Source organism: Sphingomonas sp. 4RDLI-65, from assembly GCF_049472435.1.
Taxonomy (GTDB): domain Bacteria; phylum Pseudomonadota; class Alphaproteobacteria; order Sphingomonadales; family Sphingomonadaceae; genus Sphingomonas.
In genome coordinates this window covers 1-25863 of the sequence record NZ_JBCEBT010000013.1, presented here as the reverse complement: position 1 = coordinate 25863, position 25863 = coordinate 1, and the positions used below count along the sequence as shown (strand labels likewise).

The window sequence follows — 25863 nt, the reverse complement described above, 5'->3', positions numbered from 1 at the left end:
TGGCGCTACCGCGCGTCGGATAGCGGGGGTAGGCGTCGCTGCCCTTAGTCCCGCCGCGGCTGGTCGCAAGCCGGCGTTGCCGGCTCCTTCATTGCATTACGGCCCTTCGGGTGCTGCCCGCCGCTCCAGCGGGACTGCCGGTTCGCTCCTGCCGCCTACCCCCGCCATTCCGGCGCCGGTTGCGGTTCTGAAGGAGTGAGGAAATGGCAAAGGACATCGCGACCAAAACCACCGGCACGCTCTACGCCGAGGTCACCGACCGGATCATCGCGCAGCTGGAGGCGGGGCGGGTGCCGTGGGTGCAACCATGGGACGGGTCGAAACTGGAAAGCGGACTGCCGCGCAACGCCGGGACCGGACGGCGCTATTCGGGGATCAACGTTCTGATCCTGTGGGCGACTGTGTTCGAGCGTGGATTCGGGACGCAGGGGTGGCTGACCTACAAACAGGCGCAGGCGCTGGGCGGCAATGTGCGGAAAGGCGAGACCGGCACGACCATCTGTTACGCCGACCGCTTCACACCCAAGGACGAGCGCGACAAACCCATTACCGAAGCCAGCGACGAGCATCGCCGGCAGGTGGCGTTTCTCAAGCGGTTCACCGTCTTCAATGTCGACCAGTGCGAGGGGCTGCCCGATGCGCTGTCGGTCGGCGGCGGGGCGTTCCTGGGCGAGCGCGAGACGATCGAGTGCGCGGAGGCGCTGATGGCCGCGACCCGCGCGCAAATCGGTATCGGCGGCGACAAGGCGTTCTACATGCCGACGGCGGATCGCATCCAGCTGCCCCCACAGCAGGTTTTCCATGATCAGGTGAATTACTACCGCACCGCGTTGCATGAGCTTGGCCACTGGACCGGACATCCGAGCCGGCTCGACCGTGACCAAAAGGCACCGCGGCGCAGTGCCTCCTATGCCCGGGAGGAGCTTGTCGCCGAGATGTGCAGTGCGTTCACCTGCGCAGAACTGGGTATCGTGCCAACCGTCCGTCATGCCGATTACATCGGCGCATGGCTGGAGGTGCTGCGCGAGGACTCGCGGGCGATCTTCCGCGCCGCCAGTCAGGCCAGCAAGGCGGCCGACTATCTGCTCGCGTTCCGTGTCGACGGTGGCGACGATGCGGGGCAGGAGATGGCGGCATGACCGACCGTCCCGAAGAGATGGAGGCGCGTGCGAAACGCGCCTTCGAGCGGTCGACCGATCCCGCGCCCGGCGACTATCATGGGCCCGTGCATCCGGACGAATTGGCAAGGATGGAACGCGCGCTGCTGTCGCTGTCGCGAACGACACGGGAGATATTCCTCGCGGTCCGGCTCGACGGTTACAGCTACGATCACATCGCCAAGGTGACCGGGCTCAGCCAGCGTCAGGTCGCGCGGCGGATGCGGACGGCGATCCGCCGTCTCGGTCGCTACAGGCGTGGCGATGAGCGCCCCGAATGGCAGGTGCGGTTGCAGCGATGGCGTCGATACTGGCCGCGTTGATGCGTAGGACAGGCCTGCCCCGCACAGTGCCGGCAAGCCTGTGCTTTGCCGCTCCCGCTCGCTAGGGTTGCCCGGACATGCGCGATACGCTCGATCATCTTCCCAAATCCAAGCAGCGTGAGCTCGCCCACGTCGTGCGTGTGCTGTTTGAGGAGTTCGACGCCGCGCACGCGACGACGACGACCAAATGGAAGAAGCAGGGCCGCATCGCGAAGCTCGTCCTGTACGGTTCCTATGCGCGGGGCGACTGGGTCGATGATCCGGTGGGTGGCTATGCTTCGGATTATGACATCCTCGTCGTCGTCAACGACGAGCGATTAGCCGACTTCGAATTTTGGTCGGCAGCCGAGGACCGGCTGATGCGCGACACGACCATCAACAATTCGCTGTCCGCGCCGGTCAGTCTCATCGTGCACAGTCTGTCGGACGTGAACCAGCAGCTCGAAAAAGGGCGCCCGTTCTTCGTCGATATCGTGCGGCAGGGGATCGCACTCTATGACGCTGAGGGCTTCTGTTTTGCCGCGCCACGGTGCTTGCCGCTCGAAGACGCGCGGGCGGAGGCGCAGGCCTATTTCGATGAGTGGTTCCCAAGCGCCGCCAGCTTTGCGCGGAATGCCGGCTACGCAGTACGAGATGGGGACACAAAGCTTGCGGCGTTCCTATTTCATCAAGCCGCTGAGCGCTTCTATCACTGCACGCTGCTGGTCCTGACGCTCTACAGCCCGAAGTCGCACCGGCTGAATTTCCTGCGGTCGCAGTGCGAGCAGATCGCGCCATCGCTCATCGCCGCGTGGCCACGCGACGACCGCTTCGCACGGCGCTGTTTCGAACTGCTGCGCCAAGCTTATGTGAACGCGCGCTATTCACCGCATTACGAGATCACGCCCGAGGAACTGGCATGGCTCGGCATGCACGTCGCCGAGTTGCAGATCCTCGTCGACGCCGTCTGCCAGAAGCGGCTCGCGCCCGGCGATTGATATCGCCGGGCGCTCGCGGATCATTCGACGGCGTCAGCCTTGGCCGCACGCTTGCGCGGCGCGGGCTTGGCGTCCGTAGCAGGGGCAGTTTTGGTGCCAGGCTTGCGGCCGAGTCCGATCTTCTTTGCCATCGCGCGGCGGCTTTCCGAATAGCTCTCGGCCACCATCGGATAATCAGCCTTGAGGTTGTACCGGACGCGATACTCTTCCGGCGTCAGGCCATGGGTAGACAGATGACGACGCAGCGTCTTGTACGGCTTGCCGTCGATCATCGAGATGATGTGGTCCTTCGACGCGAGCGACTTACGCGCGGTAACCGCAGGCGTGAACTCCTGCGCCGGTTCTTCGCTCGCCACGTCGCTGGTGCCGCTACCGTTCAGATCGCTGACAGTCTTGAACATGGTCTGCAGGAAGGCCGGAACATCGTCGGCGGACACACGGCTATTAGGGTTACCGAGCCAGGCAATGGTCAGTTCGGTCGCGAGTTCGACGGCATTCACAGAAGTTTCTTCGGTCATGGAAGTTCCAGCATCGGGGGAAAGGAAATGGGCGCGCGCATTAGAGGCGTCTCGCTCGCGCACCCAATCGATCAACATCAGATAAAGTTCAATAGTCGATGCTGTCATGTGCCTGTGTCGGTTCTGGACTCTGAGCAAAGGCTCGACGACCACGACGCTGCCATAACAGCAGGATCTGATCGCGATCTGGACCACGTAACTTTGCGGCACATTCGTTGAGCAGACCGAAGATCACGGCGCGATCATCATCGGCCAGTTCGATCAAGCCGGCCTTTGCAACAAGTCCGCCAAGCTCGATCAGATGCTTGGTTCGTTCGCGCCGCTTCACGATCCAGTTGCGCATGTCATTGCGGCTTCGTGTCGCCAGCAGCCGATGCCTGGCCGCCATCGTTCGACGTTCCGCGGCTCGCGATGCGGTCAGCTTTGCGAGCAGATCCGCGTGCCGGGTTTTGAAAGAAGGCAGCACCCCGGTGTCGCCACCCCTCACGGATCGCGGGGTCCTTCGTTTCCACCGCGGACAGCAACGCGCCGGCCAGTTCTTCGATCGACAACGTATCGGCGCCGGTGGTGACGATCAGCGTGCCGAGCTGCGTCAGTCGGGCGCTGCGTAACTGCTTGGCTTTGTCGTCGAGCGCCTTCAGTTCCGAATCATAGTCACGGGGTTTGCGCATGGTGACGTCCCCAATTGCGGGTTGAGGGTGCCTCAGTTAGTGGTGCAGTCGATTAGCGTAAATACAGTGAAACGGCGTGGGACGAAGTCGTCCCGAGATAGATGAAATCTTCGAAGGGCGCGCTTATACGTCGTGCCGACGTCGCTTGTGTGGTGTAGATAGATTGCCGTCATGGCGATCTACCATTTCTCGGCAAAGATGATCTCGCGAGCAAACGGATCGAGCGCGCTCGCCGCGGCGGCGTATCGTTCGGCGTCGCGGCTGCGCGATGAACGGCTCGACCGCGCCCACGACTTTTCGAACAAGGCCGGCGTCGTCCATTCCGAAGTGATGCTGCCCGCTGGCGCTCCTGAGCATCTGCGTGATCGCGAGCGGCTGTGGAATGAGGTCGAGGCGGTAGAGATCCGTAAGGACGCGCAGCTGGCTCGCGAAGTCGAGTTCGCGCTGCCCCGCGAGCTGGATCAGGCGGAAGGCATTCGGCTGGCGCGCGAGTTCGTGAAAGCCGAGTTCGTCGATCGCGGCATGATCGCCGATCTCAACGTGCATTGGGACATCGGCGCAGACGGCATGCCGAAGCCGCATGCCCATGTGATGCTCACCACCCGCAGCGTCGGCGAGGAGGGGTTCGGTCCGAAGGTGCGCGACTGGAACCGGACCGATCTTCTCGAGCGCTGGCGCGAGTCCTGGGGCGAACACGTCAACCGTCGGCTGGCCGAATTGGATATCGATGCGCGTGTCGATCACCGGTCATTCGAGCGACAGGGTATCGACCTCGAACCCCAGCACAAGATCGGCCCCGCCGCATCGTGCCGACCGGGGCAGGGGCTGGCAAGCGAGCGGTTCGACGAACATGTCGAGATCGCCCGTTCCAACGGCGACAGGATCATCGCTCAGCCGGGGATCGCGCTGGACGCGATCACACGAACGCAGGCGACCTTCACGCGTCGTGACCTGGCGATGTTCGTCCACCGCCATAGCGACGGCAAGGACCAGTTCGACGCCGCGCTGGCGGCGGTTCACGCCAGTCCGGACATCGTCGCGCTCGGCAAGGATGGGCGCGGCGACGACCGCTTCACCAGCCGCGATATGATCGAGACTGAACAGCGGCTCGAGAACGCGACGGTTCGGCTGGACGCGAGCCGGCGGCACGGTGTCGACGAGCAGCACCGCAAGATCGCGCTGGTCCGCGCCGAAATGCGCGGGATGGTCCTGTCGGCCGAACAGCGCAGCGCCTTCGATCATGTGACGAATGCCAAAGGTGTCAGTGTCGTCGTCGGCTATGCCGGTACCGGCAAGTCGGCGATGCTCGGCGTTGCGCGCGAGGCCTGGGAGAGTGCCGGCTTTACCGTTCGCGGTGCCGCGCTGTCCGGCATTGCCGCCGAGAATCTCGAGGGCGGATCGGGTATCGCCTCGCGAACGATCGCGAGCCTCGAACATCAATGGAAGCAGGATCGCGAACTTCTCACATCGCGCGATGTGCTCGTGGTCGACGAGGCGGGAATGGTCGGCACCCGGCAGATGGAACGCGTTATCGCCGAAGCCGAGAAGCGCGGTGCCAAGGTCGTGCTGGTCGGTGACCCCGAACAGCTCCAGGCGATCGAAGCGGGGGCGGCATTCCGGTCTGTTGCCGAGCGTCATGGCAGCGTCGAGATCACTGACATTCGCCGTCAGCGTGAGGACTGGCAGCGCATGGCTACACGCCAGCTGGCAACCGAGCGAACCGGTGAGGCGGTGCGGGCCTATGAGGAGCACGGCCATGTCCACGTCGCCGAAACCCGCGATCACGCGCGGGCCGATCTGATCGATCGCTGGGAACGCGACCGCATGGCTGCGCCGAGCGCATCGCGCATGATCCTTACCCACACCAACGACGAGGTGCAGGCACTGAACGATGTCGCGCGGCAGCGGCTTCGCCTTGCCGGTGCGTTGGGCGAGGACGTCACGATCCAGACCGAGCGTGGCGCTCGCGCGTTCGCCAAAGGCGACCGCGTCATGTTCCTGCAGAATGAACGCGGTCTCGGTGTGAAGAACGGATCGCTGGGCACCGTCGAGACTGTCACGACCGCCCGCATGGCGGTGATGCTCGATGATGGTCGCCATGTCGCGTTCGACATCAAGGAGTATGCTCAGATCAATCACGGCTACGCCGCGACTGTGCACAAGTCGCAGGGCGTGACGGTCGACCGCGTGCATGTGCTCGCCACGCCTGGTCTCGACCGGCATGCTGCCTATGTCGCGCTGTCGCGGCATCGCGACAGCGTCGACCTTCATTATGGCCGTGACGACTTCGCCGATCAGGGCAGACTCATGCGCCCGCTGTCGCGTGAACGCACGAAGGACATGGCATCGGATTACACGCGCGACTTGGGCGATCGACGGCAAATCCAGTTGCCGGATCGGACGATCGAGACCGCGCGCTCGGCGCCGGCCCGCGATCCGTTTGCTGGCCTCGACCTACGTTCGGTATCGCCTAAGCCGGTTCCGATTCCGTCAGCGCCGAACCGCGCAGCAAATCTTCCTGATGCTGTCATCCGACATGGTCGTATCGTCAGGACAATGCGCTCTACCCATGCCGTGGGCGACGCCTACACCATAGAGCAAAGGGCCAAGCTTGCCGCCAGCCGCGCGTCGCTCGACGCCATCGTGGCGCATGGTGCGCGCGATCTGGAAGCGGCGATGACGGTCGACACGCGGCTTGTCCACGAAGCGGCGGAAGGCAGGACCAACGCGGTGATCCGCGCCATGCAACTGGAGACGGAAATTCGCGAAGATCCGACGCGCCGCGCCGACGTCTTCGTCCAGCGCTGGCAGGGGCTTGAGCGGCAGCGTCGTGCGCTGAGAATCTACCATGAAGACACGAAGGTTCGGGCCGTCGAGAACACGATGCTCGGCATGGCGAAAAGCCTCGAGCGCGACCCACAGGTAGAGTCCATCCTGCGCAATCGGAAGATCCAGCTGGGATTGGGAGCGACCGGCGGTGCGAGTGTCGGCCGGGAACTGGCGGATATGATTGGGCGCGGACGTAGCCGCGGGTTAGGTATTGGGATGTGAAATCTGTACGCCGGAGTCTCCCGCTGGTATTGCGCGGCCTTCCCGTCCAACAGAGCGGGCGTGCGATCGGTCTCAGGATCAGGTATTGCCGGTAGCAGACCGGCCGTTATCAAGGTGATTCTGGTGGAAAGCGGCCTGTCCGCTTTAAGAAGGCGATCTCCTTAAGCGGCCGCTCGTTCATTTAATCGGGCAGGGGCTAATTGGCCGGTTTCTAGTGAAGGCACGATCCCGGTTCGTGGGAAGGTGAGTGCGGCTTGGTTGAGATGAAAGGACGCGTGCTGCGTGGCTTGAACGCGACGACAAGCAAGAAAAGCTTCCGAGTTTCCATCAGAAGGAGCACTACGATGACTATTTTCATACCGGCTGTCACTGTCAGCCCGCTAAGCCAGCGTCTTAGCGACGAGATGGATACCGGGGCGGCGAAGTCCGATCGACCAGCAGAGCGAACATTGTATCCGTCTGATTCTGCATGGTCCCGATGCCCGCTGCAGACGACGACCATCGAAATAACACTTTATGCTCCAGTGATCGTCCAAGACTTCTGGCTCGTGCCTGGATCAGGGTAGGCCTTTAGCTTGCACGATTCGAAGTGACGCATCAGGGGGCGCGCCTTCGGCCACCTTGCGGTCGATCATCGTCGTTTCCTTCCAATGTGAAGCAATTGGGCTCCGTGGCCCGTTCATGTCGCGCCGGAGTAACCCCCACCGTATTCCGGCCGGCCCGTTCTTGGATCTCGCCAGGGGCGGGCCGTTACGGGAGGGACAACTGAGGCTCGAGGCGGGTAGTACTCGTCGGACACGTTGCGACCGACCGGTCCGCGCAGTTTCCCCGTCGAGGCAGGTCGTTATTCGGATGGCAATCTATCGCTGCGAGACAGACCGGGAGGCACTGACCTGCTGCCCGTTTCCTGGACCGTTTTGAGCTGGAAAATTCCAGTTTAGGATTGAGGGTCAGGTGATGGAGTGATCGATGAAGAGATCGAAGTTCAGCGAGGCGCAGATCGCGTTCGTGTTGAAAGAAGCCGAGGGTGGCATGACGATCGGTGAGGTCTGTCGGAAGGCGGGAATCAGCGACGCGACATTCTACGCCTGGCGCAAGAAGTATGCGGGGCTGATGCCATCCGAGATGCGACGGCTGCGGCAGCTTGAGGATGAGAACGCGAAGCTCAAGCGGCTGGTCGCGGATCTCAGCCTGGACAAGGCGATGTTGCAGGATGTCGTCTCGCGAAAGCTCTGAGGCCTGATCGGCGGCGCCAGCTCGTCGATGATGTTCGAACTACCTGGGCCGTCAGTATCCGACGGGCGTGCAGTGTGCTTCGGGCGGAACGATCGAGCTACCACTATCGTGGTTGCCGCGCGGATCAGGCCGACCTCAAGAAGCGGATGCGGGAGATTGCTGAGACGCGCGTGCGATACGGCTATCGGCGTATCCATGTGCTGCTCCGGCGAGAGGGCTGGGACGTGAATGCGAAGCGAGTCTATCGTCTTTACAAGGAGTTGGGGCTGCAGCTGCGCCAAAAGCCGCCGAAGCGTCGGGTGAAAGCGAAGCTGAGAGAAGGCCGCTGCGCGGCGTCGTGTTCGAATGAAGTATGGGCCATGGACTTCGTCCATGACCAGCTCGCTACCGGATCAAAGCTCCGCATCCTGACGGTGATCGACACGTTCAGCAGGTTCTCGCCGGCGGTGGTGCCGCGGTTCAGTTTCCGAGCGCCGGACGTGATCGAGGTACTGGACCGCGTTTGTGGCGAGGTTGGCTATCCAGCCTCGATACGGGTCGACCAGGGCAGCGAGTTCGTCTCCCGAGACCTCGACCTGTGGGCGTACATGAGGGGTGTAATACTGGACTTCTCGCGGCCCGGCACACCGACGGACAACGCGTTCATCGAGAGCTTCAACGGCAAGTTCCGGGCGGAGTGCCTGAACCAGCACTGGTTCATGAGCCTCGACGACGCGGTCGGAAAATGCGAGACTTGGCGTAGAGACTATAACGAGGTGCGACCACATAGCGCGATCGGCAATAAGCCGCCGATATCGTTGGTGAACCCGTCAGCGGCACATGGCCCGCCGCAGCCGGGAGGAACGGGATAACGCCAGCCGGGTGGTCCAAGATCGGGTAGCAGCTCAAACAACGGTCGGTCTCTGGTTGCAGCTGGATGAAAGGCGGGGGTCACGTCACCTCAAGCGTGAGCGCACCCGGCGGCGCACCCATAAAACGCAAGAAGAATCCCGGCAGACGTGTTCGATTGCATCGAGATGTTCTACAACCCGATCCGCAAGCATGTCAGGAAGGGGATGCTGTTGCCCGTCGAGTTCGAACGGCGGCAGGCTTTGATGGCTCAAGGCGCCTAAAAAACAAGGGGCTATTTACTTTACCATTCTACAGCACGCTCGGGTTCTCGTACATAACCTGTCCGGCAAATACGATCGCGCGCCTCCGAGCTACGCCGTGGCCACCAAGTTCCGTGCCCTCATCTTTGGTAGATGAAGACCCACTGTTTCGATAGCTTGAAGCTCGTTCTCAAGTTGCAGCAGCGCCTTTTTCAGCGTGTTGGCAACGTTCGAATGATCACCCTCTTCTGTGATCCGCAGAGCCTCTATAGCCAGGAATCTGATTGACCGCAGTCGGGCAATCGCTTGCGCTCGTTCCACCATTCAGAATGACTGCCCGCGGAATTACTGTGACGCTATCCGGAAAGAACCCGGATTGATCGGTAGAAATAGCCACTGCAGTTCTGCCGCTTGTGGAGGATGCCCAAGCACCCGGTCGCTTGGCTGCCCGCGTTTGATCGCCCCCAAACGACCGGCCTTGGCCCCTCCCCAGTCCGCGAAGACACTTCGTAATTGGGAACGAACGAGTGAACAACGCTACGATCTCTAATCCTGCGATCAAGGCACCCCAATTCGACAAAGCGCGCCTTCGTGACGTTATCAGGTATCAGTCAATTAATGACCAAATTTACCACCGATAAATAATCCAATCACGCTTTACTCAATATTGGTAATACACTACGCGCTGTTGCACAGTCTGTCGTTTGAAGAATATCAACTCACCAAAAGTTTGGCAGGATCTATCATTTTTTTAGTACGCACTTCATCTGATTTACAATAACTGCTCGACTTTACAATTAATCGAAGACTGAGATCGTTCGTCTATCTCATTCAACATTCGGCACATCCAAACCACTGAATTTATCTGATATCAAAGCCACCGGTCTGATTGTTGACATTAACCGCTGATACCATACGGTCTTTTAGGAAACGCGCTTGCAACAACACTTCCTCTATTGCCGCCATGCCCGAACCTGATAGCGTTAGCTCGTCGTCTAAGTTGCCATCGCCGTCACCGATAATCAGACCTACGACTGACAGATGCCTAAGCCAACGAGACATTACGTTTGCTGGCGTCTCACTTCGCTCTGCGGCGATCCTGCCGGTTATCGGGGCACCTTCGGCGTCAGCGACAAAAACCTCTAGCAGCAGCTCCCACGCGGGCTCCCCAAAGATATCGGATGACAAAGCTCGCGCACGGTAACGGCGGAATGAAAGGATTGCGCTAGCAAGCTGCGCGGCCTCCTCGTTACCCTTCATGTATCACTCCCAGCTCGTTGGCTGCGATAACGAACCTATTCCGTAGCGGAAGGCAAGTCCTGTGACATTTCAACGATCTCATTTATTCGGCTGAGCGCCTGTGAAAGCCAAGCGCCGAGAACGAATTCCTGCTGAGCGTCTGCGAACGCGATCATACCCTCAAGCTGCCCGGCGAACGCACGTGGTTCCATTTTATCCATCATTTCACCCTCGACTCGCGCAGCGGATTTTCGCGGAAGTGTGATATGGCTAGCATCGACGCCACGGCAGTAGCTAGGTTAAACCCCCTTAAAAATGTGTCATTCTGGGAAACCAACGTATGTTGTAGCCACTGCAACGATGCCCTCGGTTGACCGATACTTCGGTGAAAGCAGAGGGGACGACATAGCGTCTGCTCTCGAACGACAAGTTGAAGCATCGAACAGCACGGCCAACGTGCTGGGACGATCGGCCCGACGCCCCCACCCCGCCCAAGTTACTAGATCTTGTTATTCGCACCGCGCAGTGCCGAGATATCAAACGAGTTGATCCAGATTGAGATGGTCCGGGCGGCTGGAACATTGCCTGCTCGTGCCTGTTCGACTTGCAGCTGTGGGTCGTACATGCCGCAGCATTCTCAGGAGAATGTCATGACTAAGCTTCTTACGCTCGCAGCCATGATCGCACTGCCAGCCGTCGCAGCTTTCGCACAGGCGCCAATGGACGCCCCGACCTACGTAATGAAGGCAGGGGCCGGCGATCAATATGAAATCCAGTCTAGCCGTTTGGTGCTCGCATCGACAAAGAACGCAAAATTGCGATCGTTCGCGACGATGATGGTCGCCGACCATACCAAGTCAACCGCGGATGTGAAGGCTGCCGCGACGCGCGCCGGCCTGCATCCCGCGCCGCCCAAGCTCGATGCGATGGGCACCAAGAACGTCGCGGCCTTGCGCGCAACCACCGGGAGTGCGCGCGACCGGTTGTACGTTGAACAGCAGAAGGGCGCGCATCAGCGCGCGCTGATGCTGCACCAGACCTATGCGCAGACCGGAACGGCGGCACCGCTCAAGTCGACCGCGGCTTCGATCGCGCCGGCCTTGCAGACCCATATCGGCGAACTGTCGTCGATGTGACCCAAACGCGCGGCGGCCAGCTACCGCACCTGCACGCCGGCCCACGTTGCGTGTGAGACCTGGCGCTGGTCGAAACCGAAGGAGATTCGACGTGAATGACACCAATGACCATGGCGACGACGCACCGCCGAGCACGTGGAAACACGGCGATCCGCTCGCCGCGAGTAACATCCCCGAGCGCAAGGGCGACTCCATCGTTGCTCGCGCTGTGACGATCAACCGGCCCGTCGCCGAGGTGTTCGCATATTTCCGAGACTTCACGAACCTGCCAACGTTCATGGAGAATGTCGAACGGATCGATAAGCTCGACGATGCGCGGTCGCACTGGGTGGTGAAGGCCCCGGCGGGCAAGACGGTTGAGTGGGATGCCGTCATCACCGACGAAAAGGCGGATCGCTTGCTCGCATGGACCTCCGAGCGTGGCGCTGACGTTGCTAATAGCGGTCGCGTGGAGTTTCGTGATGCGGGTGCGCGCGGAACGGTCGTCGTCGCGACGATCATCTATGATCTACCGGGCAGCATCGTTGGCAAACTAATCGCCAAGATGTTCCAGCGCGAACCCGCGATACAGGCGCGCCGGGACCTGCGCCGTTTCAAGCAATTGATGGAAACCGGCGAAATCGCGACCGCAGCGATGAACCGCAAGCAACGCGAAGGGGAGATGGCCTGATGCGCGCTCTGGCATGGCACGGTAAGCACGACGTCCGCGTCGACACGGTCGACGACCCCGAAATCGTTAACCCCCGCGACTGCATCATCAAGGTCACCGCGACTGCGATCTGCGGCTCCGACTTGCATTTGTACGACGGCTATATCCCGACGATGCAGGCGGGCGACATCCTCGGTCACGAATTCATGGGCGAAGTCGTCGAGGTCGGCGTGAAGTCGACGCTGAAGAAGGGCCAGAAGGTCGTCGTGCCGTTCACGATCGCGTGCGGCAGCTGTTATCACTGCGGTAAGCATCAATATTCCGCATGCGACAACGGCCTGCCCGCCGACAATCAGGACATCGCGCAGGAGCTCTATGGCCAGCCGATGGCCGGCCTGTTCGGCTATAGCCACATGACGGGGGGCTATGCGGGCGGCCAGGCGGAATATGTCCGTGTGCCGTTCAGCGACGTCGGCCCGATCGTCATTCCCGACGGCGTCGAGGACGAGAAGGTGCTGTTCCTATCGGACATCCTCCCGACCGGTTGGATGGCGGCGGAAAACGCGCAGATCGAGCCGGGTGACACCGTCGCGGTCTGGGGTTGCGGGCCGGTCGGGCTGTTCGCGGTGCAGTCGGCGTTCCTGATGGGCGCCGAGCGCGTCATCGCGATCGACCATTTCCCGCATCGCCTCGACCTCGCCAAGAAGTTCGGCGCGGAGACGATCAATTACGAGGAAAGCGCGGTCTACGAGGCGTTGATGGTGATGACCGGCGGGATCGGCCCCGATGCGGTGATCGACAGCGTCGGGCTGGAGGCACACGGCTTCTTCGTCGACAACGTGCTCGACCAGATCAAGGCGTCGACCTTCCTCGGCACCGACCGCGCGCATTCGATCCGCCAGGCGATCATCGCGTGTCGCAAGGGCGGGCGCGTGTCGATGCCGGCCGTCTATGGCGGCTTCATCGACAAGTTCCCGCTCGGTGCGCTGATGGAGAAGGGGCTGACGCTCAAGACCGGCCAGACGCACGTCCAGCATTACATGCCCGCGCTGCTCAACGCTATCATGGAGGGCAAGATCGACACGACCTTCCTGATCTCGCACCGGATGGACCTGGAGGACGCCCCCAAGGGCTACGACATGTTCAAGAACAACCAGAACGAAGTGACCAAGGTCGTGCTCAAGCCTGGGTTCAATTGAGAGGATTTGACGACATGGCCGATAAATTCGCAATTATCACCGGCGCCTCGACGGGCATCGGTTTCGAACTCGCCACGCTCGCGGCAAAGGATGGTTACGACATCCTCGTCGTCGCCAACGAAGCGCTGATCCAGTCCGCTGCCGCCGACTTCAAGCAGTTCGGCACCGATGTCGCCGCGGTCGAGGCGGACCTGTCGACGATCGAGGGCGTCGACGCGCTGCTCGCCGCGACGGGCGGGCGGAAGATCGATGTGTTGTGTGCCAATGCCGGCCACGGCCTCGGCCACGGTTTTCTTGACCAGACGGTCGACGACTGGCGCAACGTGATCGACACCAACATCACCGGTACGCTGTACCTGATCCAGAAGGTGATGCCGGCGATGGTCGCGCGTAACGACGGCAAGGTGCTCGTGACCGGGTCGGTCGCAGGCTACATCCCCGGCGCGTTCCAGGCGGTCTACAACGGCTCGAAGGCGTTTATCGACAGCTTCACCGAGGCACTGCGCAACGAGATCAAGGACGCGGATGGCGTCACGCTGACGACGCTGATGCCGGGGCCGGTCGACACCGAATTCTTCGACCGCGCGGACATGAACGACACGTCGGTCGGCGCGGATCCGAACAAGCGCGATCCGGCCGACGTCGCCAAGGACGGCTGGGATGCGCTGATGAGCGGGAAGGCGTCGGTCTTCTCGGGCTTCATGACGAAGGTCCAGGGCGTGCTCGCCAACGTCATCCCGGGCTCGGTGCTCGCCGAACAGCATCGGAAGATGGCCGAGCCGGGCAGCGCCAAGGACTGATCGGCGGATCGCTAAACGGTCTTGCAATGCTCGGTGGTGCCCAGCCTCGATAGGATTGGGCACCACGTCGATGAGGGGGAAATTACAGATGGCGGCACCGTTGACGGCTCGGCGATCGGTCGTCGTCATCAGCGACTGGGTCGATGGCCAACATCCTGGATACGATCGCCCGTCATCTGCCATGCTGCCAACACACGCGACCACTCCGGAAAGCCAGCCGTGGATCGGCGATCTCGTCCCCATTGACGTGACGGGCGGGTATCTGGAGCGACTACCCCTCGCGCTGGTCGCTGCCGGCATCGTCGATCAAGCCGAGATCTGGCATCACTGGCGCGGCGAGGACGAGCCTCCATTCCGCAGGAACAACGCGGTTCTGGCGCGCCGCGCCTTCCGGATCGACGACGAGCATGCCCCCTTTTCCTCGTCGCAGATGAATGCGTTCATCGAAGCGTTCGGCGCGCCGCATATCCTCGTTGTGTTCGGCTTGGGTGTCGCGCCCGACCTGCTCGAACTCTGCGCGAACAGCGTCATTCTCTACAATTCGATCGACGCGCCATCGCTGCGCGTACCTCGGCAAGTCAGCGAGCATTTCGATCTCGTCCTGACCGGCGCGCAGTGGCAGTCGGACGAAGTCGAGGCTCGCCACCCCGGCATGCGCACCGCGATCCTGCCGGTCGGTCCCGAATTCGCCGCGGCCGACCAGTTTCGTCCGCTCGACACGCCCAAGGATGTCGACCTGATCTATGTCGCCGCCGCGCAACCCTATAAGCGCCATGACATCCTGTTCGACGCCCTAGCGCAACTTCCACGCGACGTCCGCGCGCTCTGCGTGTTCGGATACGGCGAGGATGCCGACGCACTTCGCCGCCGCGCGCGAGACCAGAACCTCTCGATCGAATTTGTGGGACCGCCCGGCGTGCCTATCGAAGAGGTCAACCGCCTGATGAACCACGCCAGGTTCGGCGTCGTCTGCGGCATCGACGACGGCGCGCCGGCGATCCTCACCGAATACATGCTCGCTGGCCTGCCCGTACTCGCCAACGCCGAATTACGCTGCGGATTGCAGTTCATCCTGCCCGAGACCGGCATGACGGCTTCGACGAACGGGTTTGCCGATGCAATTCTTACAATGCGCAAAACCTACGAAGAATTTCGGCCCCGCCAGGCCGTGTTGGAACGTTGGACATGGCAGCATAGCATTGTGCGTTTGAGGGCAATTATCCAGCAAATACATGATGCAAAGCAATGACATTTACATAGTCAGGTTTGAGGTGTGGGCTTAGGTTCGATCGACAACGCGGATAACCGCGGATTTGCGGATTGGAAGAGCGTGCACGGTACCGGACCTATTCTCACGCCCTCGAAGTCCGACGATGCCGCCCCGCCGCCGTTGATCTGCTTCTCGCATCTCCGCTGGGATTTCGTCACGCAGCGCCCGCAACATCTGATGAAACGGTTCGCGCAAAGTCAGAGCGTGTTCGTCTGGGAAGAACACATCTCCTGCGATCACCCGCTGCCCTTCCTCGAGCACCACCCGTTTCCCGCCGATAACGTGATCGCGTTGCGTCCCCGCCTCCCGCATTGGTGGAACGCCGAGCAGGTTGAGGCGGGGTTGCGGCTGCTGCTCGACATGCTGGTCGCGACGAGCATTCGCGCCAAGCCCGTCCTCTGGTTCTACACGCCGATGATGCTCCCGTTCGCCGAGCATCTGGACGCCGCCGCGGTCGTCTACGACTGCATGGACGAACTGTCCGCGTTCCGCTTCGCCGACCCCGCCTTGCTCGACCGCGAAGCCAGGCTGCTCACGCGCGCCGACCTTGTCTTCACCGGCGGCTACAGCCTCTACGAGTTCAAGCGCGGCCGTCACCGCGACGTCCACGCCTTTCCTTCCGCCGTCGACGTCGCACACTTCGCCCAAGCGCGCACTGGCAACATTGAACCCGAAGACCAGCGCCATATCTCCGGCCAGAAACTCGGCTTCTTCGGCGTCATCGACGAACGCATCGATCTCGCATTGCTCGACGCGGTCGCCGCTGAGCGGCCCTACTGGTCGTTCGTGATGATCGGCCCGGTCGTGAAGATCGACCCCGCGCACCTGCCACGCCGCGCCAACATCCACTGGCTCGGCGGCCGCGGCTACAACGAACTCCCCGCCTATCTCTCGGGCTGGGACGTCGCGCTGATGCCGTTCGCGATCAACGCCGCGACGCGCTTCATCAGCCCGACCAAGACGCCCGAATATCTCGCCGGCGGCCTGCCCGTCGTCTCGACGCCGATCGTCGACGTGATCCGCCACTACGGTGACGCAGCGGCGGTCGCGATCGCCGCCGACGCACCCGCGTTCGTCGCGGCGTGCGAGGCCGCGCTCGCGCTTCCTCGCGAAGGCGCATGGCGCGACGAAGCCGATCGCCTTCTCGCTGAGCAATCCTGGGACCGCACGCAAACCGCCATGGCCACCGAGATCGACCGCGTCCTCCACGCGAAACGCACCTTCCGCGCCGCCCCGAAGCGCGAACGCTACGACACGCTGATCGTCGGCGCGGGGTTCGCCGGCGCGGTCCTAGCCGAGCGGCTCGCAGCGGACAGGGGCCAGCGCGTCCTCGTCGTCGACCGCCGCCCGCACATCGGCGGCAACGCCTATGACGAGCATGACGCGGCGGGCGTGCTTATCCACCGCTACGGCCCGCACATCTTCCACACCAATTCCGCGGACGTGTTCGACTATCTGTCGCGCTTCACCGCATGGCGCCCGTACGAACACCGCGTGCTCGCCAGCGTCGACGACAAGCTCGTCCCGATGCCGATCAACCGCACCACGCTCAACGAACTCTACGGCTTGTCGCTCGAGAACGACCCGGACGCCGCCGCCTTCCTCGCCAGCCGCGCGGAATCGGTCGAGGACATCCGCACCTCCGAGGACGTCGTCGTCGCCGCGGTCGGCCGCGATCTCTACGAGACGTTCTTCCGCGGCTACACGCGGAAACAATGGGGCCTCGACCCATCCGAACTCGACCGCGCCGTCACCGCGCGCGTGCCGACCCGCACCTCGACCGACGACCGCTATTTCACCGACAAGTTCCAGGCGATGCCGGCGAACGGCTACACCCGGATGTTCGAGGCGATGCTCGATCACCCCGGCATCACGCTCGATCTCGGCGTGGAATACCGCGACGTGATCGACCGCGTCGACGTCGACCACATCGTCTTTACCGGCCCGATCGACGAATATTTCGACTTCCGCTTCGGCAAGCTTCCCTATCGCAGCCTCCAGTTCCGGCACGAGACGCACGACGTCGGGCAGTTCCAGCCGGTCGCGGTCGTCAACTATCCGGATGAGGCCGTGCCGCAGACGCGCATCACGGAATACAAGCACCTCACCGGCCAGCTCCATGCGAAGACCAGCATCAGCTACGAATTCCCGAGCGCGGAGGGTGACCCGTATTACCCGATCCCCCGCCCCGAAAACCAGGCGCTGTTTAAACGCTACGAGGCACTCGCCGACGCGGAGGAAGGCGTGACCTTCGTCGGCCGGCTCGCGACGTATCGCTACTACAATATGGACCAGGTCGTCGGCCAGGCGCTCGCTACCTATCGCCGCATGGTCGCGAAATCTGCCGTCCTCGAAACCCCCGTGATGGCCGCCGAATGACCCGTATCTGCCTGCTGACCGACAGCATTGCCCCGTCCGGCGTCGGCGCGCACATGATGACGCTCGCCGAAGGATTGGGCGGAGACGAGATCGTCCTCGCCGCGCGTCCCGGCACCGGCCTGCTCGAACACGCCGCCGCCAAGGGTTATGCGGTGAAAGCGCTCGACGACGATGCAGGCCTCGCGCGCTGGCTCGACCGCGCCGCGCCCGACATCGTCCACGTTCATGCCGGCATCGGCTGGGAAGGCCATGCAGCCGTCCGCGCCGTGCACGCCGCCGGCGTTCCGGTTATCCGCACCGAACACCTCCCCTACCTCCTCACCGACCCCGCGCAGCGCGACGAGCACCGCGACACCTCGGCCGCGCTCGCACGCCTGATCTGCGTCTCGGACGCGGTCGGTGACAGCCACCGCGCAGCCGGTATCGATCCCGCCCTCATCGCAACGATCCACAACGGCGTCGGCGCGCACAAACCCTCGCGCTCGCGCGAAGCCCTCCGCAGCGAATGGGGCGTCGGCAATGCCCCCGTCCTCCTGATGGTCGCGCGCTTCGCCGAGCAAAAGGGCCACGCGCTCCTGCTCGACGCGCTGCCGGCAATCCGCGCTGCACATCCGGAGGTGATCGTGCTGCTCGCCGGCGAAGGCCCCCTTCTTACCCAGACCGCACGCGCGATCGCCGCGAAGGGACTAGCCGGCACCGTCCGCATGCTCGGCACCCGCAGCGATGTCGCCGACCTGATGACGCTCGCCGACCTGCTAGCCCTGCCGTCCGCATTCGAAGGCCTGCCGCTGGTCGCGCTCGAAGCGATGGCCGCCGGCCTCCCCGTCGTCGCCACCGTCGCGCCCGGCAATGCCGAAGCGATCGAGGACGGCGTCACCGGTCGCCTGACCGCCGCCGACCCGGCCAGTTTCGCCGATGCCGTCGTCACGTTGCTCGCTGACCGCGACCGCCTGAAAACGATGGCCAGCGCGTCGATCGAACGCCAGCAGGACCTATTCTCGGCCGATCGCATGATCGCAGACACGCGCGCGGTCTACGCCGCCGTGCAAGACCAAAACACAAAGGGAGACGGCGTGGAGCGGACACGGATCGGGTTTATTGGCGCGGGCGGTATCGCCAATCGCCATTTCGGCGTGCTGGAGCAGTTCGACGACGTCGCGATCGTCGCGGTCGCCGACGTCGACATGGCGCGCGCGACGGAGGCCGCTGCCCGCTTCGGCGCGCGCGCGTTCGACGACGCGTCCGCAATGCTGGCGGCGGTCGAGCTCGACGCGCTCTACATCTGCGTGCCGCCGTTCGCGCACGGCGAACCCGAACGCCTCGCGATCGAGCACAAGCTCCCCTTCTTCGTCGAAAAGCCCGTCGCGCTCGATCTCGGCACCGCGGAGGACGTCGCAGCCGCGGTCGACCGGCTCGGCCTCGTCACCGCGGTCGGCTATCACTGGCGCTATCTCGACACGGTGGACGAGGTGAAGGCGCTGCTCTCCGCGACCCCCGCCCGCCTGCTGTCGGGCTATTGGCTCGACTCCACGCCGCCGCCACGCTGGTGGTGGAAGAAGGACGCATCGGGCGGACAAATGCTCGAACAGACGACGCATCTCGTCGATCTTGCGCGCTATCTCGTTGGCGACGTCGTCCGCGTCTACGGCCAGTCGGCCCACATCGACCGCGCCGCCTTCCCCGGCCTCGACGTCGCGACAACCAGCACCGCGATGCTCACCTTCGCCAGCGGCGCGATCGCCAACTTCGCCTCGACCTGCCTGCTGAACTGGAACCACCGCGTCGGCCTGCACCTGTTCGGCGAAGGACTTGCCATTGAACTCACCGACCGCGACGTGATGATCGACATCGGCCGCGGTCGTCCGGTCCGCGGCACCGGCAGCGATCCGGTCGTGCTGGAGGATCGCGACTTCATCGACGCGGTCCGCGGGGGCGAAAACCGCATCCGCTGCCCCTACCCCGCCGCGCTCGAAACGCTCCGCCTGGCGCTGGCGATCGAACGCTCCGCTGTCGAAGGGCGCGCGATCGACGTCCGTGAACGGGAGGTCGCGCATGTCTGAGTGGCGCCACGTCCGTTCGCTCGGCGTCGAACGTCCCGGCCAGGCCTATTTCTTCGGCTATGACGAGGCACCTCCGGGCGACGGCCAGGTCCGCCTAGACCTGCTCTACACTGGGTTCTCCGCCGGGACCGAACTTACCTTCGTCAAGAACAGCAACCCGTATCTTCACTCGCGCTGGGATGCAGGCCGCGGCGTCTTCGTCCCCGGCGAGGCGAGCGCGCACTATCCCGTGCCGTTCCTCGGCTACATGGAATGCGCGCGCGTCAGCGACAGCCGGGTCGACGATTTCGCGAACGGCGACGTCGTCGGCACGGTGTTCGGGCACAAGACCGGCCACACCGCGGATCCATTCAACGATTTGCTGATCAAACTCCCGCCCGAGCTCGATCCGATCCTCGGCATCTATATCGGCCAGATGGGTCCGATCGCCGCCAACGGCATTCTTTACGCAGACGTGGAGCTGCTCGGACCCAACGTGGTAAACCTAGGCGACGGCATCCGCGGCCGCCCCGCTTTGGTGATCGGCGCGGGCATCGTCGGCATGTTGACCGCGCTATTCGCGCAAGCCGCCGGCGCGAGCGAAGTCGTGATCGCCGACCCGTCGCCCTTCCGCCGCCTCCGCGCCGAATGCCTCGGCATCACCGCGATGACCGAAGACCAGGCCTGGGCGCATGCCAAGGCACGCTGGCTCCACGGTGGCGACGATCGCGGTGCGGACGTCGTGTTCCAGACCCGCGCCGACGCCGCCAGCCTCCACGCCGCGATGCGCGCGCTGAGGCCGCAGGGCACGGTGATCGACCTCGCTTTCTACCAGGGCGGCGCGGATCGGCTCAGGCTCGGCGAGGAGTTCCACCACAACGGCCTCAACCTCCGCTGCGCGCAGATCAACCGCGTCCCGCGCGGGCTCGGTTTCCAATGGGACCGCCGCCGCCTCGCCAACGAGACGGTGAAGCTGTTGCTCGACCGCGGCCCCGAGATCCGCGCGCAACTCATCACGCACGTCGTGCCCTATGACGACGCCCCCGCCTTCATCGCACGGCTGGTCGGCGAGCGGCCCGAATTCCTCCAGATCGTCTTCAAGGTCGGCGATTGAGTACCGCACTCACTGCCGACGCCCGCCCGATCCGCATCCTGTTCGTCTTCGCCTGGCTCGTCGTCGGCGGCGAGGAGACGGAGGTGCGACTGCTCGCCCAGGCGCTGGACCCGACGCGCTACCGGATCGAGGTCGTCGCCTGCTTCCGAAAAGACGGCATGCCCGAGCAGACGCACGCGCAATTGGAAGCGATTGGCGTCCCCGTAGACCGCACGCCCTACGCGCTCGGCTTCGACGAGACCGTCGCCTACCTCGCTAGCAAGCTACCCGCGTACGACGTCGTCGTCTCGTGCCAGAACGTCGCGGACATCTATCCCGCGCTCGAACGCATGCACCTCCGCCCGCCATTGATAGAGCATGGCGGCTTGGTCTCCGAAGCGCTCGCCGGTCCGAAGCATTTCACCGCGCGCTATGTTGGCGTCTGCGCCTCGATCCGCGACGCCGCCGCGAGCCGGATGCCCGGCCGCGAACACCACGCGATCGAAATCCCGTCGATGGTCGACACGCGCGCCTTCGACCTTGCGCGTCGCGCCCCCGTGCGTGCGACACTCGGCATCGCCGAAGACGTACCGCTGATCGGTTGGCTAGGCCGGCTTGACCCGAAGAAGCGCGTCGAGGATTTCATCGAAGCCGCCGCGCTCGTCCACGCTCGCCACCCGCGCGCGCGCTTCGTCGTAATCGGCGGCCTCGATGCCTTCATCCCCGAATACGCCGCCGCCCTCCGCAACCGCGCGCATGCACTCGGCCTCGACACCGCCCTGACCTTCCTCGGCGACCGCGACGACGTGCCCGACCTGCTCGCCGCGCTCAACATCTTCGTCTGGCTCTCGCGCGGCGAAGGCATGCCGCACGTTATCGCCGAAGCTGGCGCCGCACGCCTCCCCGTCATAGCAACGCAAGACAACGGCTCCGAACAACAGATCGTTGACGGGGTCAGCGGCCTGTTCGTGCCCCACGAAGACCCGCACGCGGTCGCTGCTGCGATCGCAAAACTGCTTCAGGACGCGGCACTTCGAAAACGCCTCGGCACCGCCCTCCGCACCAAGGTCGACAGCGAGTATGCCGTCGCCGCCGTCGTCCCCCGCTGGGAAACCCTGTTTGCCGAAGTCCTATCCGACCGACCGCCGCTACCTCGCCCGACCGGCCTCTTCCGAAGCTTCCTGCAAGGCGGTTTCGAATCCTCGACGCACCGCCGCGCGCACGACCGCAAGCGCGTCGACGTCATCGCCGCCAGCCATCACGACACCCTTGCTGCACATGATTACAGCGAACTTGCCAAGCTCGGCATCCTGACGGTCCGCGACGGCCTGCGCTGGCATCTGATCGAGCGCGAACCCGGCCGCTACGACTTGTCCAGCCTCGACCGCCAGCTAGCAGCCGCCAAGGCGATCGGCACCGAAGTCATCTGGGACCTGCTCCATTACGGCTGGCCCGACGACATCGATATCTGGACGCCCGCCTTCGTCACGCGCTTCGCCGCCTTCGCCGCAGCCGCCGCGCGCCACATCGGCCCGGCCGCACCCGGCGAGACCCGCTTCTATGCCCCGGTCAACGAGATCTCGTTCTTCGCCTGGGGCGGCGGCGATGCAGCCTATCTCAACCCGTTCGCACGCGGGCGCGGCTACGAACTCAAGGTACAACTCGCGCGTGCCTCGATCGCCGCGATGGAAGCGATCCTCGCAATCGACCCCGCCGCGAGGTTCGTTCACGCCGACCCGGTCATCAACGTCATCAGCGACCCCGCCCGCCCGAACGACGCCCCCGCCGCCGAAGGCCACCGCCTCGCGCTATACCAGGCCTGGGACATGATCGCGGGGAGGGCATGGCCGCAGATCGGCGGCCACTCAGCGCTGCTAGATATCGTCGGCGTCAATTTCTACCACAACAACCAGTGGATCCACGGCGGCCCACCGCTCGCATACGATCACCCCCTAAGCCGGCCGCTCCACGCGATCCTCGCCGACTCGTACGCGCGCTACGGCCGCCCAATTTTTATCGCCGAGACCGGTATCGAGGGCAGCGCCCGCCCTGCTTGGCTTCGTATGATCCTCCGCGAGGTAAAGATTGCTCAATCGCTAGGCGTACCGGTCGAGGGCGTATGCCTCTATCCGATCCTCGACCATCCCGGCTGGGACGACGACCGATACTGCCCCAACGGTCTGCTCGCCTGCTCGCCGATCGTGAGCAACCGTATAGCGCATGCCGCCCTTGCGGACATCATTCGGACTTGGTCACTCGAAGGACGTCGGGATAGCGTCTGAACAACAGCACGTGCGTACTGGCGAAGCAAACGGTGAATGGCACCTGATGACGATTGGCAACGAAGAACTGAGCCGTGTGGCAGGCATATCGCGCATTCTGCCGCCAGCGGCTCAAATAGCGCGACTGCCTCTTCCACGACGCTGGGCTTCGGAAGCCCCGTACGCGAGAGCTACTTCGCGGATCATTGCTACACGCCAGCCGGGAAGTTCGCGATCGACAGTGCGGCGCTCATGATCGATCTCCCCGAGAAACGAAGGACGCAGCCCCCGCGCGCAGCTCATCGCACCAGTCGGTGGAGCGAGCGCATTGCTGCTGGCGGCAGGCTGGACGCCACGATGACCTAGGGCCAACTACGCTGATCACCTGGGGGCAGGAGCCAGAAATCGTGTTCAAAACCATGTGGAATATGCCCGCCAAGCTGATGCGAGAATCCGCGGACAACGACGCCAGGGATCTTAACGAGAACAAGCCCATCGCGAGCGGGTCGCTAGAGCAGATGGTCGAAGCATTCAGCGAGTACGATGCTAGCGAAGCCGAGCGCTTGATCATCAAATGCGCAGGGCGGGACCGGCCGATCACATCGCTCGAAATTCGAGACCTTCGGCAGGTTGCGGCCTGAATTAGAACTATGTTCGAACCGTATTGCCGTGGATCATTGTTGCGTCGTCGTTCCAGCCTTACAGTTCCCCCCTCAACCAATTTGAGGGGGGAACCGACATGGACATTCCGTGGAACGAGAGCGCGACGCTGACCCGTTCAGTAAGCCACACCGAAACAGACGAGCCTTCGCGAGAGATTCTATTCGAGGGACCTTTGCATCAGGTTGTCAATAAAATCGCAGGCATGTCGTCTGATGCACGGAAGGGCTTCTCGATCTCGCTGCCCGATCGTCAGGTCCGTCCCCATACGTACGACAGCCACGCGCTGCGGGCATTGATCGATGATCCGTTCCGGCCCCGCCGATAGATCAAGAAGGGTGCACTGGAAACCGATGGACTGCGCGTTACCGGCAGCACACACTCCGTCGGCGAGTATATGACATGGCGGCTACGGCCGGCCGTTCACGCGCGGGGGCCAGAGGCACCGTAAGCGTGGCCTGAAGGCCACCTTTTAGACGGGTCGGTCTAAACAGCGCCGGGTCTGCCAAATGCGATAACAAGCGTCACAAACAGTTCGCTTCTTGTCATCATATTGATGTAGATTAGGAGACCGGCGCGTCGACCGGATACTAATTCCGAGAGCTCCGAAATTGATAAACAGCCACGAATGTTTAATCCGACAGTTGAGCGCACAAGGTGACCTTTCACTGGAGGATCAGCGTGCGATTTCTTCAATTTCCATGACCTTACGATCCTTCACCTCCGGTGACTATATCGGAAGGGAGGGTAAGTCAGTTTCGACATGCGCGATACTCATTCGGGGCTTCGCGGTCCGGCAAAAATTAACACTTTTAGGCGCCCGCCAAATCGTATCGCTGCACGGTCCCGGCGACGCGCTAAATTTTCAGAATGCGTTTCTAGAATTTCCCGATTATGACATTCTCTCAATCGAGGATTGCGTAGTCTCTTTTTTCGATGCCTCAGCAATTAGAGTCTTGGCGGCTGAACGTCCGGCAGTTGCCTATTCGTTATTAATAAGAGCTTTTACCGAAGCCTCGACAGCTCGCGAATGGATGCTCAACATGGGACGACGAAGTGCTCGAACGAGGCTCGCACACTTCCTTTGTGAGTACTTAAACTGCATAAGTTTGCGGCGGCATCCCGCCGACGGAAAATATGAACTACGGCTAACCCAAGAGCAAATTGCCGATGCGACCGGAATGACCGCCGTTCATGTCAATCGCATGCTCAAAGCCCTACAATCAGAAAAATTGATCAAGCAGCTGGGTCGTTTTATAAGCGTGCCAAACATGGCGGCTCTAATGGACGCTGGGGAATATAATCCGCGTTACCTTTACCTACCGCAAGCTAACTGTTAGAACGCCGGCATTAGGTGCTCGAAATGCTGTTAATTCCTAGCACATCGGTAACATGACAAAAGTTTACTGATGCAGCGGCCAGCCTGCCCGGAAAACTGCTGGGAAAAACGGATAGGCTGACCGCCTTGGTAGCTCGTGCGTCGAGCCTCGCGACGGATTAACGTGGGAGCGAAACCGCGCCGCGGACTGGCAGGTACGAAAACCTGTCCAAAGCAGACGCACATCGCAAAAAAAGATCACGGACCCTCTGCAAAGTGGATCGAAGGTCTGCGCCCTGTGCAAGTTCGCTAAGCTGAATAGCGGATGACAAGATCGTGCCCTCCCTTTGCGGGGGGGGGGCGCCAGGCAGGGCACGGGCACGCTCCCCGAACGCATACGCGAGGTCTGTACTGACCTGCTCCCCGTTTTCAGGCCGCTGATAACTTAGCTTCGGTGTCCATGAGCTGCTACCCGATCTTGGACCACCCGGCTGGCGTTATCCCGTTCCTCCCGGCTGCGGCGGGCCATGTGCCGCTGACGGGTTCACCAACGATATCGGCGGCTTATTGCCGATCGCGCTATGTGGTCGCACCTCGTTATAGTCTCTACGCCAAGTCTCGCATTTTCCGACCGCGTCGTCGAGGCTCATGAACCAGTGCTGGTTCAGGCACTCCGCCCGGAACTTGCCGTTGAAGCTCTCGATGAACGCGTTGTCCGTCGGTGTGCCGGGCCGCGAGAAGTCCAGTATTACACCCCTCATGTACGCCCACAGGTCGAGGTCTCGGGAGACGAACT

Annotated in this window: 22 protein-coding genes and 1 pseudogene; 18 read left to right on the top strand and 5 right to left on the bottom strand. The window is 62.7% G+C overall.

Annotation, left to right across the window (positions count from 1 at the left end; all coding sequences use genetic code 11):
* Positions 1-203: 203 nt before the first annotated feature.
* The 3 genes from VH567_RS17405 (at position 204) to VH567_RS17395 (ending at position 2457) form a co-directional block, all read left to right on the top strand.
* Complete coding sequence (locus VH567_RS17405) at positions 204-1139, top strand: ArdC family protein (protein ID WP_423327481.1); 936 nt, start codon at positions 204-206, stop codon at positions 1137-1139.
* The gene (locus tag VH567_RS17400; RefSeq protein WP_423327480.1) at positions 1136-1480 is read left to right on the top strand and encodes a sigma factor-like helix-turn-helix DNA-binding protein; all 345 of its coding nucleotides are present in this window, start codon (positions 1136-1138) and stop codon (positions 1478-1480) included. The genes VH567_RS17405 and VH567_RS17400 overlap by 4 nt, the downstream gene beginning before the upstream one ends.
* Positions 1481-1557: 77 nt before the next feature.
* Positions 1558-2457, top strand: a complete 900-nt coding sequence (locus tag VH567_RS17395) for a HEPN domain-containing protein (RefSeq protein ID WP_423327479.1) — start codon at positions 1558-1560, stop codon at positions 2455-2457.
* A gap of 20 nt (positions 2458-2477) precedes the next feature.
* On the opposite strand, the gene VH567_RS17390 is transcribed toward VH567_RS17395, so the two are convergent.
* The 3 genes from VH567_RS17390 to VH567_RS17380 form a co-directional block, all read right to left on the bottom strand.
* Positions 2478-2975 carry a MucR family transcriptional regulator gene (locus tag VH567_RS17390; RefSeq protein WP_423327489.1) on the bottom strand — a complete coding sequence of 166 codons (498 nt, stop codon included), beginning with the start codon at positions 2973-2975 and terminating at the stop codon, positions 2478-2480.
* An 88-nt stretch (positions 2976-3063) separates the two neighbouring features.
* Entirely contained in the window at positions 3064-3318 is a 255-nt protein-coding gene (locus VH567_RS17385; RefSeq protein WP_423327478.1) for a conjugal transfer protein TraD, read from the bottom strand.
* 1 nt (position 3319) lies between these two features.
* Positions 3320-3646 (bottom strand): conjugal transfer protein TraD, encoded by a 327-nt coding sequence (locus VH567_RS17380; RefSeq protein WP_423327477.1) that lies wholly within the window; start codon positions 3644-3646, stop codon positions 3320-3322.
* Positions 3647-3817: 171 nt separating this feature from the next.
* Here VH567_RS17380 and traA point away from each other — a divergent pair, with 171 nt between their 5' ends.
* The 3 genes and pseudogenes from traA to VH567_RS17365 form a co-directional block, all read left to right on the top strand.
* Positions 3818-6697, top strand: coding sequence for a Ti-type conjugative transfer relaxase TraA (gene traA / locus VH567_RS17375; protein WP_423327476.1), 2880 nt, complete (start codon positions 3818-3820; stop codon positions 6695-6697).
* A 969-nt stretch (positions 6698-7666) separates the two neighbouring features.
* Positions 7667-8784 (top strand): IS3 family transposase gene (locus tag VH567_RS17370; RefSeq protein WP_423327475.1). Its coding sequence is split into 2 segments (ribosomal slippage): positions 7667-7928 and positions 7928-8784, totalling 1119 coding nucleotides; the frame shifts between segments, so codons are not numbered across the junction.
* 88 nt (positions 8785-8872) lie between these two features.
* Positions 8873-9045, top strand: a pseudogene (locus tag VH567_RS17365) (IS3 family transposase); the annotation flags it as partial.
* Between the two features lie 840 nt (positions 9046-9885).
* On the opposite strand, the gene VH567_RS17360 reads toward VH567_RS17365, so the two are convergent.
* A complete protein-coding gene (locus tag VH567_RS17360; protein WP_423327474.1) occupies positions 9886-10284 on the bottom strand; it encodes a hypothetical protein in 399 nt (132 codons plus the stop codon).
* Between the two features lie 629 nt (positions 10285-10913).
* Between VH567_RS17360 and VH567_RS17355 the strand changes: the two genes are divergently transcribed.
* From VH567_RS17355 to VH567_RS17300, 12 genes are all read left to right on the top strand, one after another.
* Positions 10914-11399 carry a DUF4142 domain-containing protein gene (locus VH567_RS17355; RefSeq protein ID WP_423327473.1) on the top strand — a complete coding sequence of 162 codons (486 nt, stop codon included), beginning with the start codon at positions 10914-10916 and terminating at the stop codon, positions 11397-11399.
* 91 nt (positions 11400-11490) lie between these two features.
* Positions 11491-12069 carry an SRPBCC family protein gene (locus VH567_RS17350; protein WP_423327472.1) on the top strand — a complete coding sequence of 193 codons (579 nt, stop codon included), beginning with the start codon at positions 11491-11493 and terminating at the stop codon, positions 12067-12069.
* Complete coding sequence (locus VH567_RS17345; RefSeq protein ID WP_423327471.1) at positions 12069-13247, top strand: zinc-dependent alcohol dehydrogenase; 1179 nt, start codon at positions 12069-12071, stop codon at positions 13245-13247. The genes VH567_RS17350 and VH567_RS17345 overlap by 1 nt, the downstream gene beginning before the upstream one ends.
* 14 nt (positions 13248-13261) lie before the next feature.
* A complete protein-coding gene (locus tag VH567_RS17340; protein ID WP_423327470.1) occupies positions 13262-14047 on the top strand; it encodes an SDR family NAD(P)-dependent oxidoreductase in 786 nt (261 codons plus the stop codon).
* Between the two features lie 88 nt (positions 14048-14135).
* Positions 14136-15296 (top strand): glycosyltransferase family 4 protein, encoded by a 1161-nt coding sequence (locus VH567_RS17335; protein ID WP_423327469.1) that lies wholly within the window; start codon positions 14136-14138, stop codon positions 15294-15296.
* Positions 15297-15494: 198 nt separating this feature from the next.
* A complete protein-coding gene (gene glf, locus VH567_RS17330; protein ID WP_423327488.1) occupies positions 15495-17696 on the top strand; it encodes a UDP-galactopyranose mutase in 2202 nt (733 codons plus the stop codon).
* A complete protein-coding gene (locus VH567_RS17325) occupies positions 17693-19756 on the top strand; it encodes a glycosyltransferase (protein ID WP_423327468.1) in 2064 nt (687 codons plus the stop codon). Before glf ends, VH567_RS17325 begins: the two co-directional genes overlap by 4 nt.
* A complete protein-coding gene (locus VH567_RS17320) occupies positions 19749-20849 on the top strand; it encodes a zinc-dependent alcohol dehydrogenase (RefSeq protein ID WP_423327467.1) in 1101 nt (366 codons plus the stop codon). The genes VH567_RS17325 and VH567_RS17320 overlap by 8 nt, the downstream gene beginning before the upstream one ends.
* A complete protein-coding gene (locus VH567_RS17315; RefSeq protein ID WP_423327466.1) occupies positions 20846-23110 on the top strand; it encodes a glycosyltransferase family 4 protein in 2265 nt (754 codons plus the stop codon). Before VH567_RS17320 ends, VH567_RS17315 begins: the two co-directional genes overlap by 4 nt.
* A 386-nt stretch (positions 23111-23496) precedes the next feature.
* A complete protein-coding gene (locus tag VH567_RS17310; protein ID WP_423327465.1) occupies positions 23497-23730 on the top strand; it encodes a hypothetical protein in 234 nt (77 codons plus the stop codon).
* Positions 23731-23828: 98 nt separating this feature from the next.
* Positions 23829-24077 (top strand): hypothetical protein, encoded by a 249-nt coding sequence (locus VH567_RS17305; RefSeq protein WP_423327464.1) that lies wholly within the window; start codon positions 23829-23831, stop codon positions 24075-24077.
* A gap of 316 nt (positions 24078-24393) precedes the next feature.
* Positions 24394-25089 carry a Crp/Fnr family transcriptional regulator gene (locus VH567_RS17300; RefSeq protein WP_423327463.1) on the top strand — a complete coding sequence of 232 codons (696 nt, stop codon included), beginning with the start codon at positions 24394-24396 and terminating at the stop codon, positions 25087-25089.
* 475 nt (positions 25090-25564) lie between these two features.
* Here the strand turns inward: VH567_RS17300 and VH567_RS17295 are convergent.
* The coding region (locus tag VH567_RS17295) for an integrase core domain-containing protein (protein ID WP_423327462.1) at positions 25565-25863 on the bottom strand (299 nt) is incomplete at its 5' end.

Coding starts and splice junctions, on each gene's coding strand:
- VH567_RS17385 (WP_423327478.1), bottom strand. CDS start 3,318: ATGCGCAACTGGATCGTGAAGCGGCGCGAACGAACCAAGCATCTGATC.
- VH567_RS17395 (WP_423327479.1), top strand. CDS start 1,558: ATGCGCGATACGCTCGATCATCTTCCCAAATCCAAGCAGCGTGAGCTC.
- VH567_RS17405 (WP_423327481.1), top strand. CDS start 204: ATGGCAAAGGACATCGCGACCAAAACCACCGGCACGCTCTACGCCGAG.
- VH567_RS17400 (WP_423327480.1), top strand. CDS start 1,136: ATGACCGACCGTCCCGAAGAGATGGAGGCGCGTGCGAAACGCGCCTTC.
- VH567_RS17335 (WP_423327469.1), top strand. CDS start 14,136: ATGGCGGCACCGTTGACGGCTCGGCGATCGGTCGTCGTCATCAGCGAC.
- VH567_RS17360 (WP_423327474.1), bottom strand. CDS start 10,284: ATGAAGGGTAACGAGGAGGCCGCGCAGCTTGCTAGCGCAATCCTTTCA.
- traA (WP_423327476.1), top strand. CDS start 3,818: ATGGCGATCTACCATTTCTCGGCAAAGATGATCTCGCGAGCAAACGGA.
- VH567_RS17345 (WP_423327471.1), top strand. CDS start 12,069: ATGCGCGCTCTGGCATGGCACGGTAAGCACGACGTCCGCGTCGACACG.
- VH567_RS17305 (WP_423327464.1), top strand. CDS start 23,829: ATGGACATTCCGTGGAACGAGAGCGCGACGCTGACCCGTTCAGTAAGC.
- VH567_RS17355 (WP_423327473.1), top strand. CDS start 10,914: ATGACTAAGCTTCTTACGCTCGCAGCCATGATCGCACTGCCAGCCGTC.
- VH567_RS17340 (WP_423327470.1), top strand. CDS start 13,262: ATGGCCGATAAATTCGCAATTATCACCGGCGCCTCGACGGGCATCGGT.
- glf (WP_423327488.1), top strand. CDS start 15,495: ATGAAACGGTTCGCGCAAAGTCAGAGCGTGTTCGTCTGGGAAGAACAC.
- VH567_RS17390 (WP_423327489.1), bottom strand. CDS start 2,975: ATGACCGAAGAAACTTCTGTGAATGCCGTCGAACTCGCGACCGAACTG.
- VH567_RS17320 (WP_423327467.1), top strand. CDS start 19,749: ATGTCTGAGTGGCGCCACGTCCGTTCGCTCGGCGTCGAACGTCCCGGC.
- VH567_RS17380 (WP_423327477.1), bottom strand. CDS start 3,646: ATGCGCAAACCCCGTGACTATGATTCGGAACTGAAGGCGCTCGACGAC.
- VH567_RS17325 (WP_423327468.1), top strand. CDS start 17,693: ATGACCCGTATCTGCCTGCTGACCGACAGCATTGCCCCGTCCGGCGTC.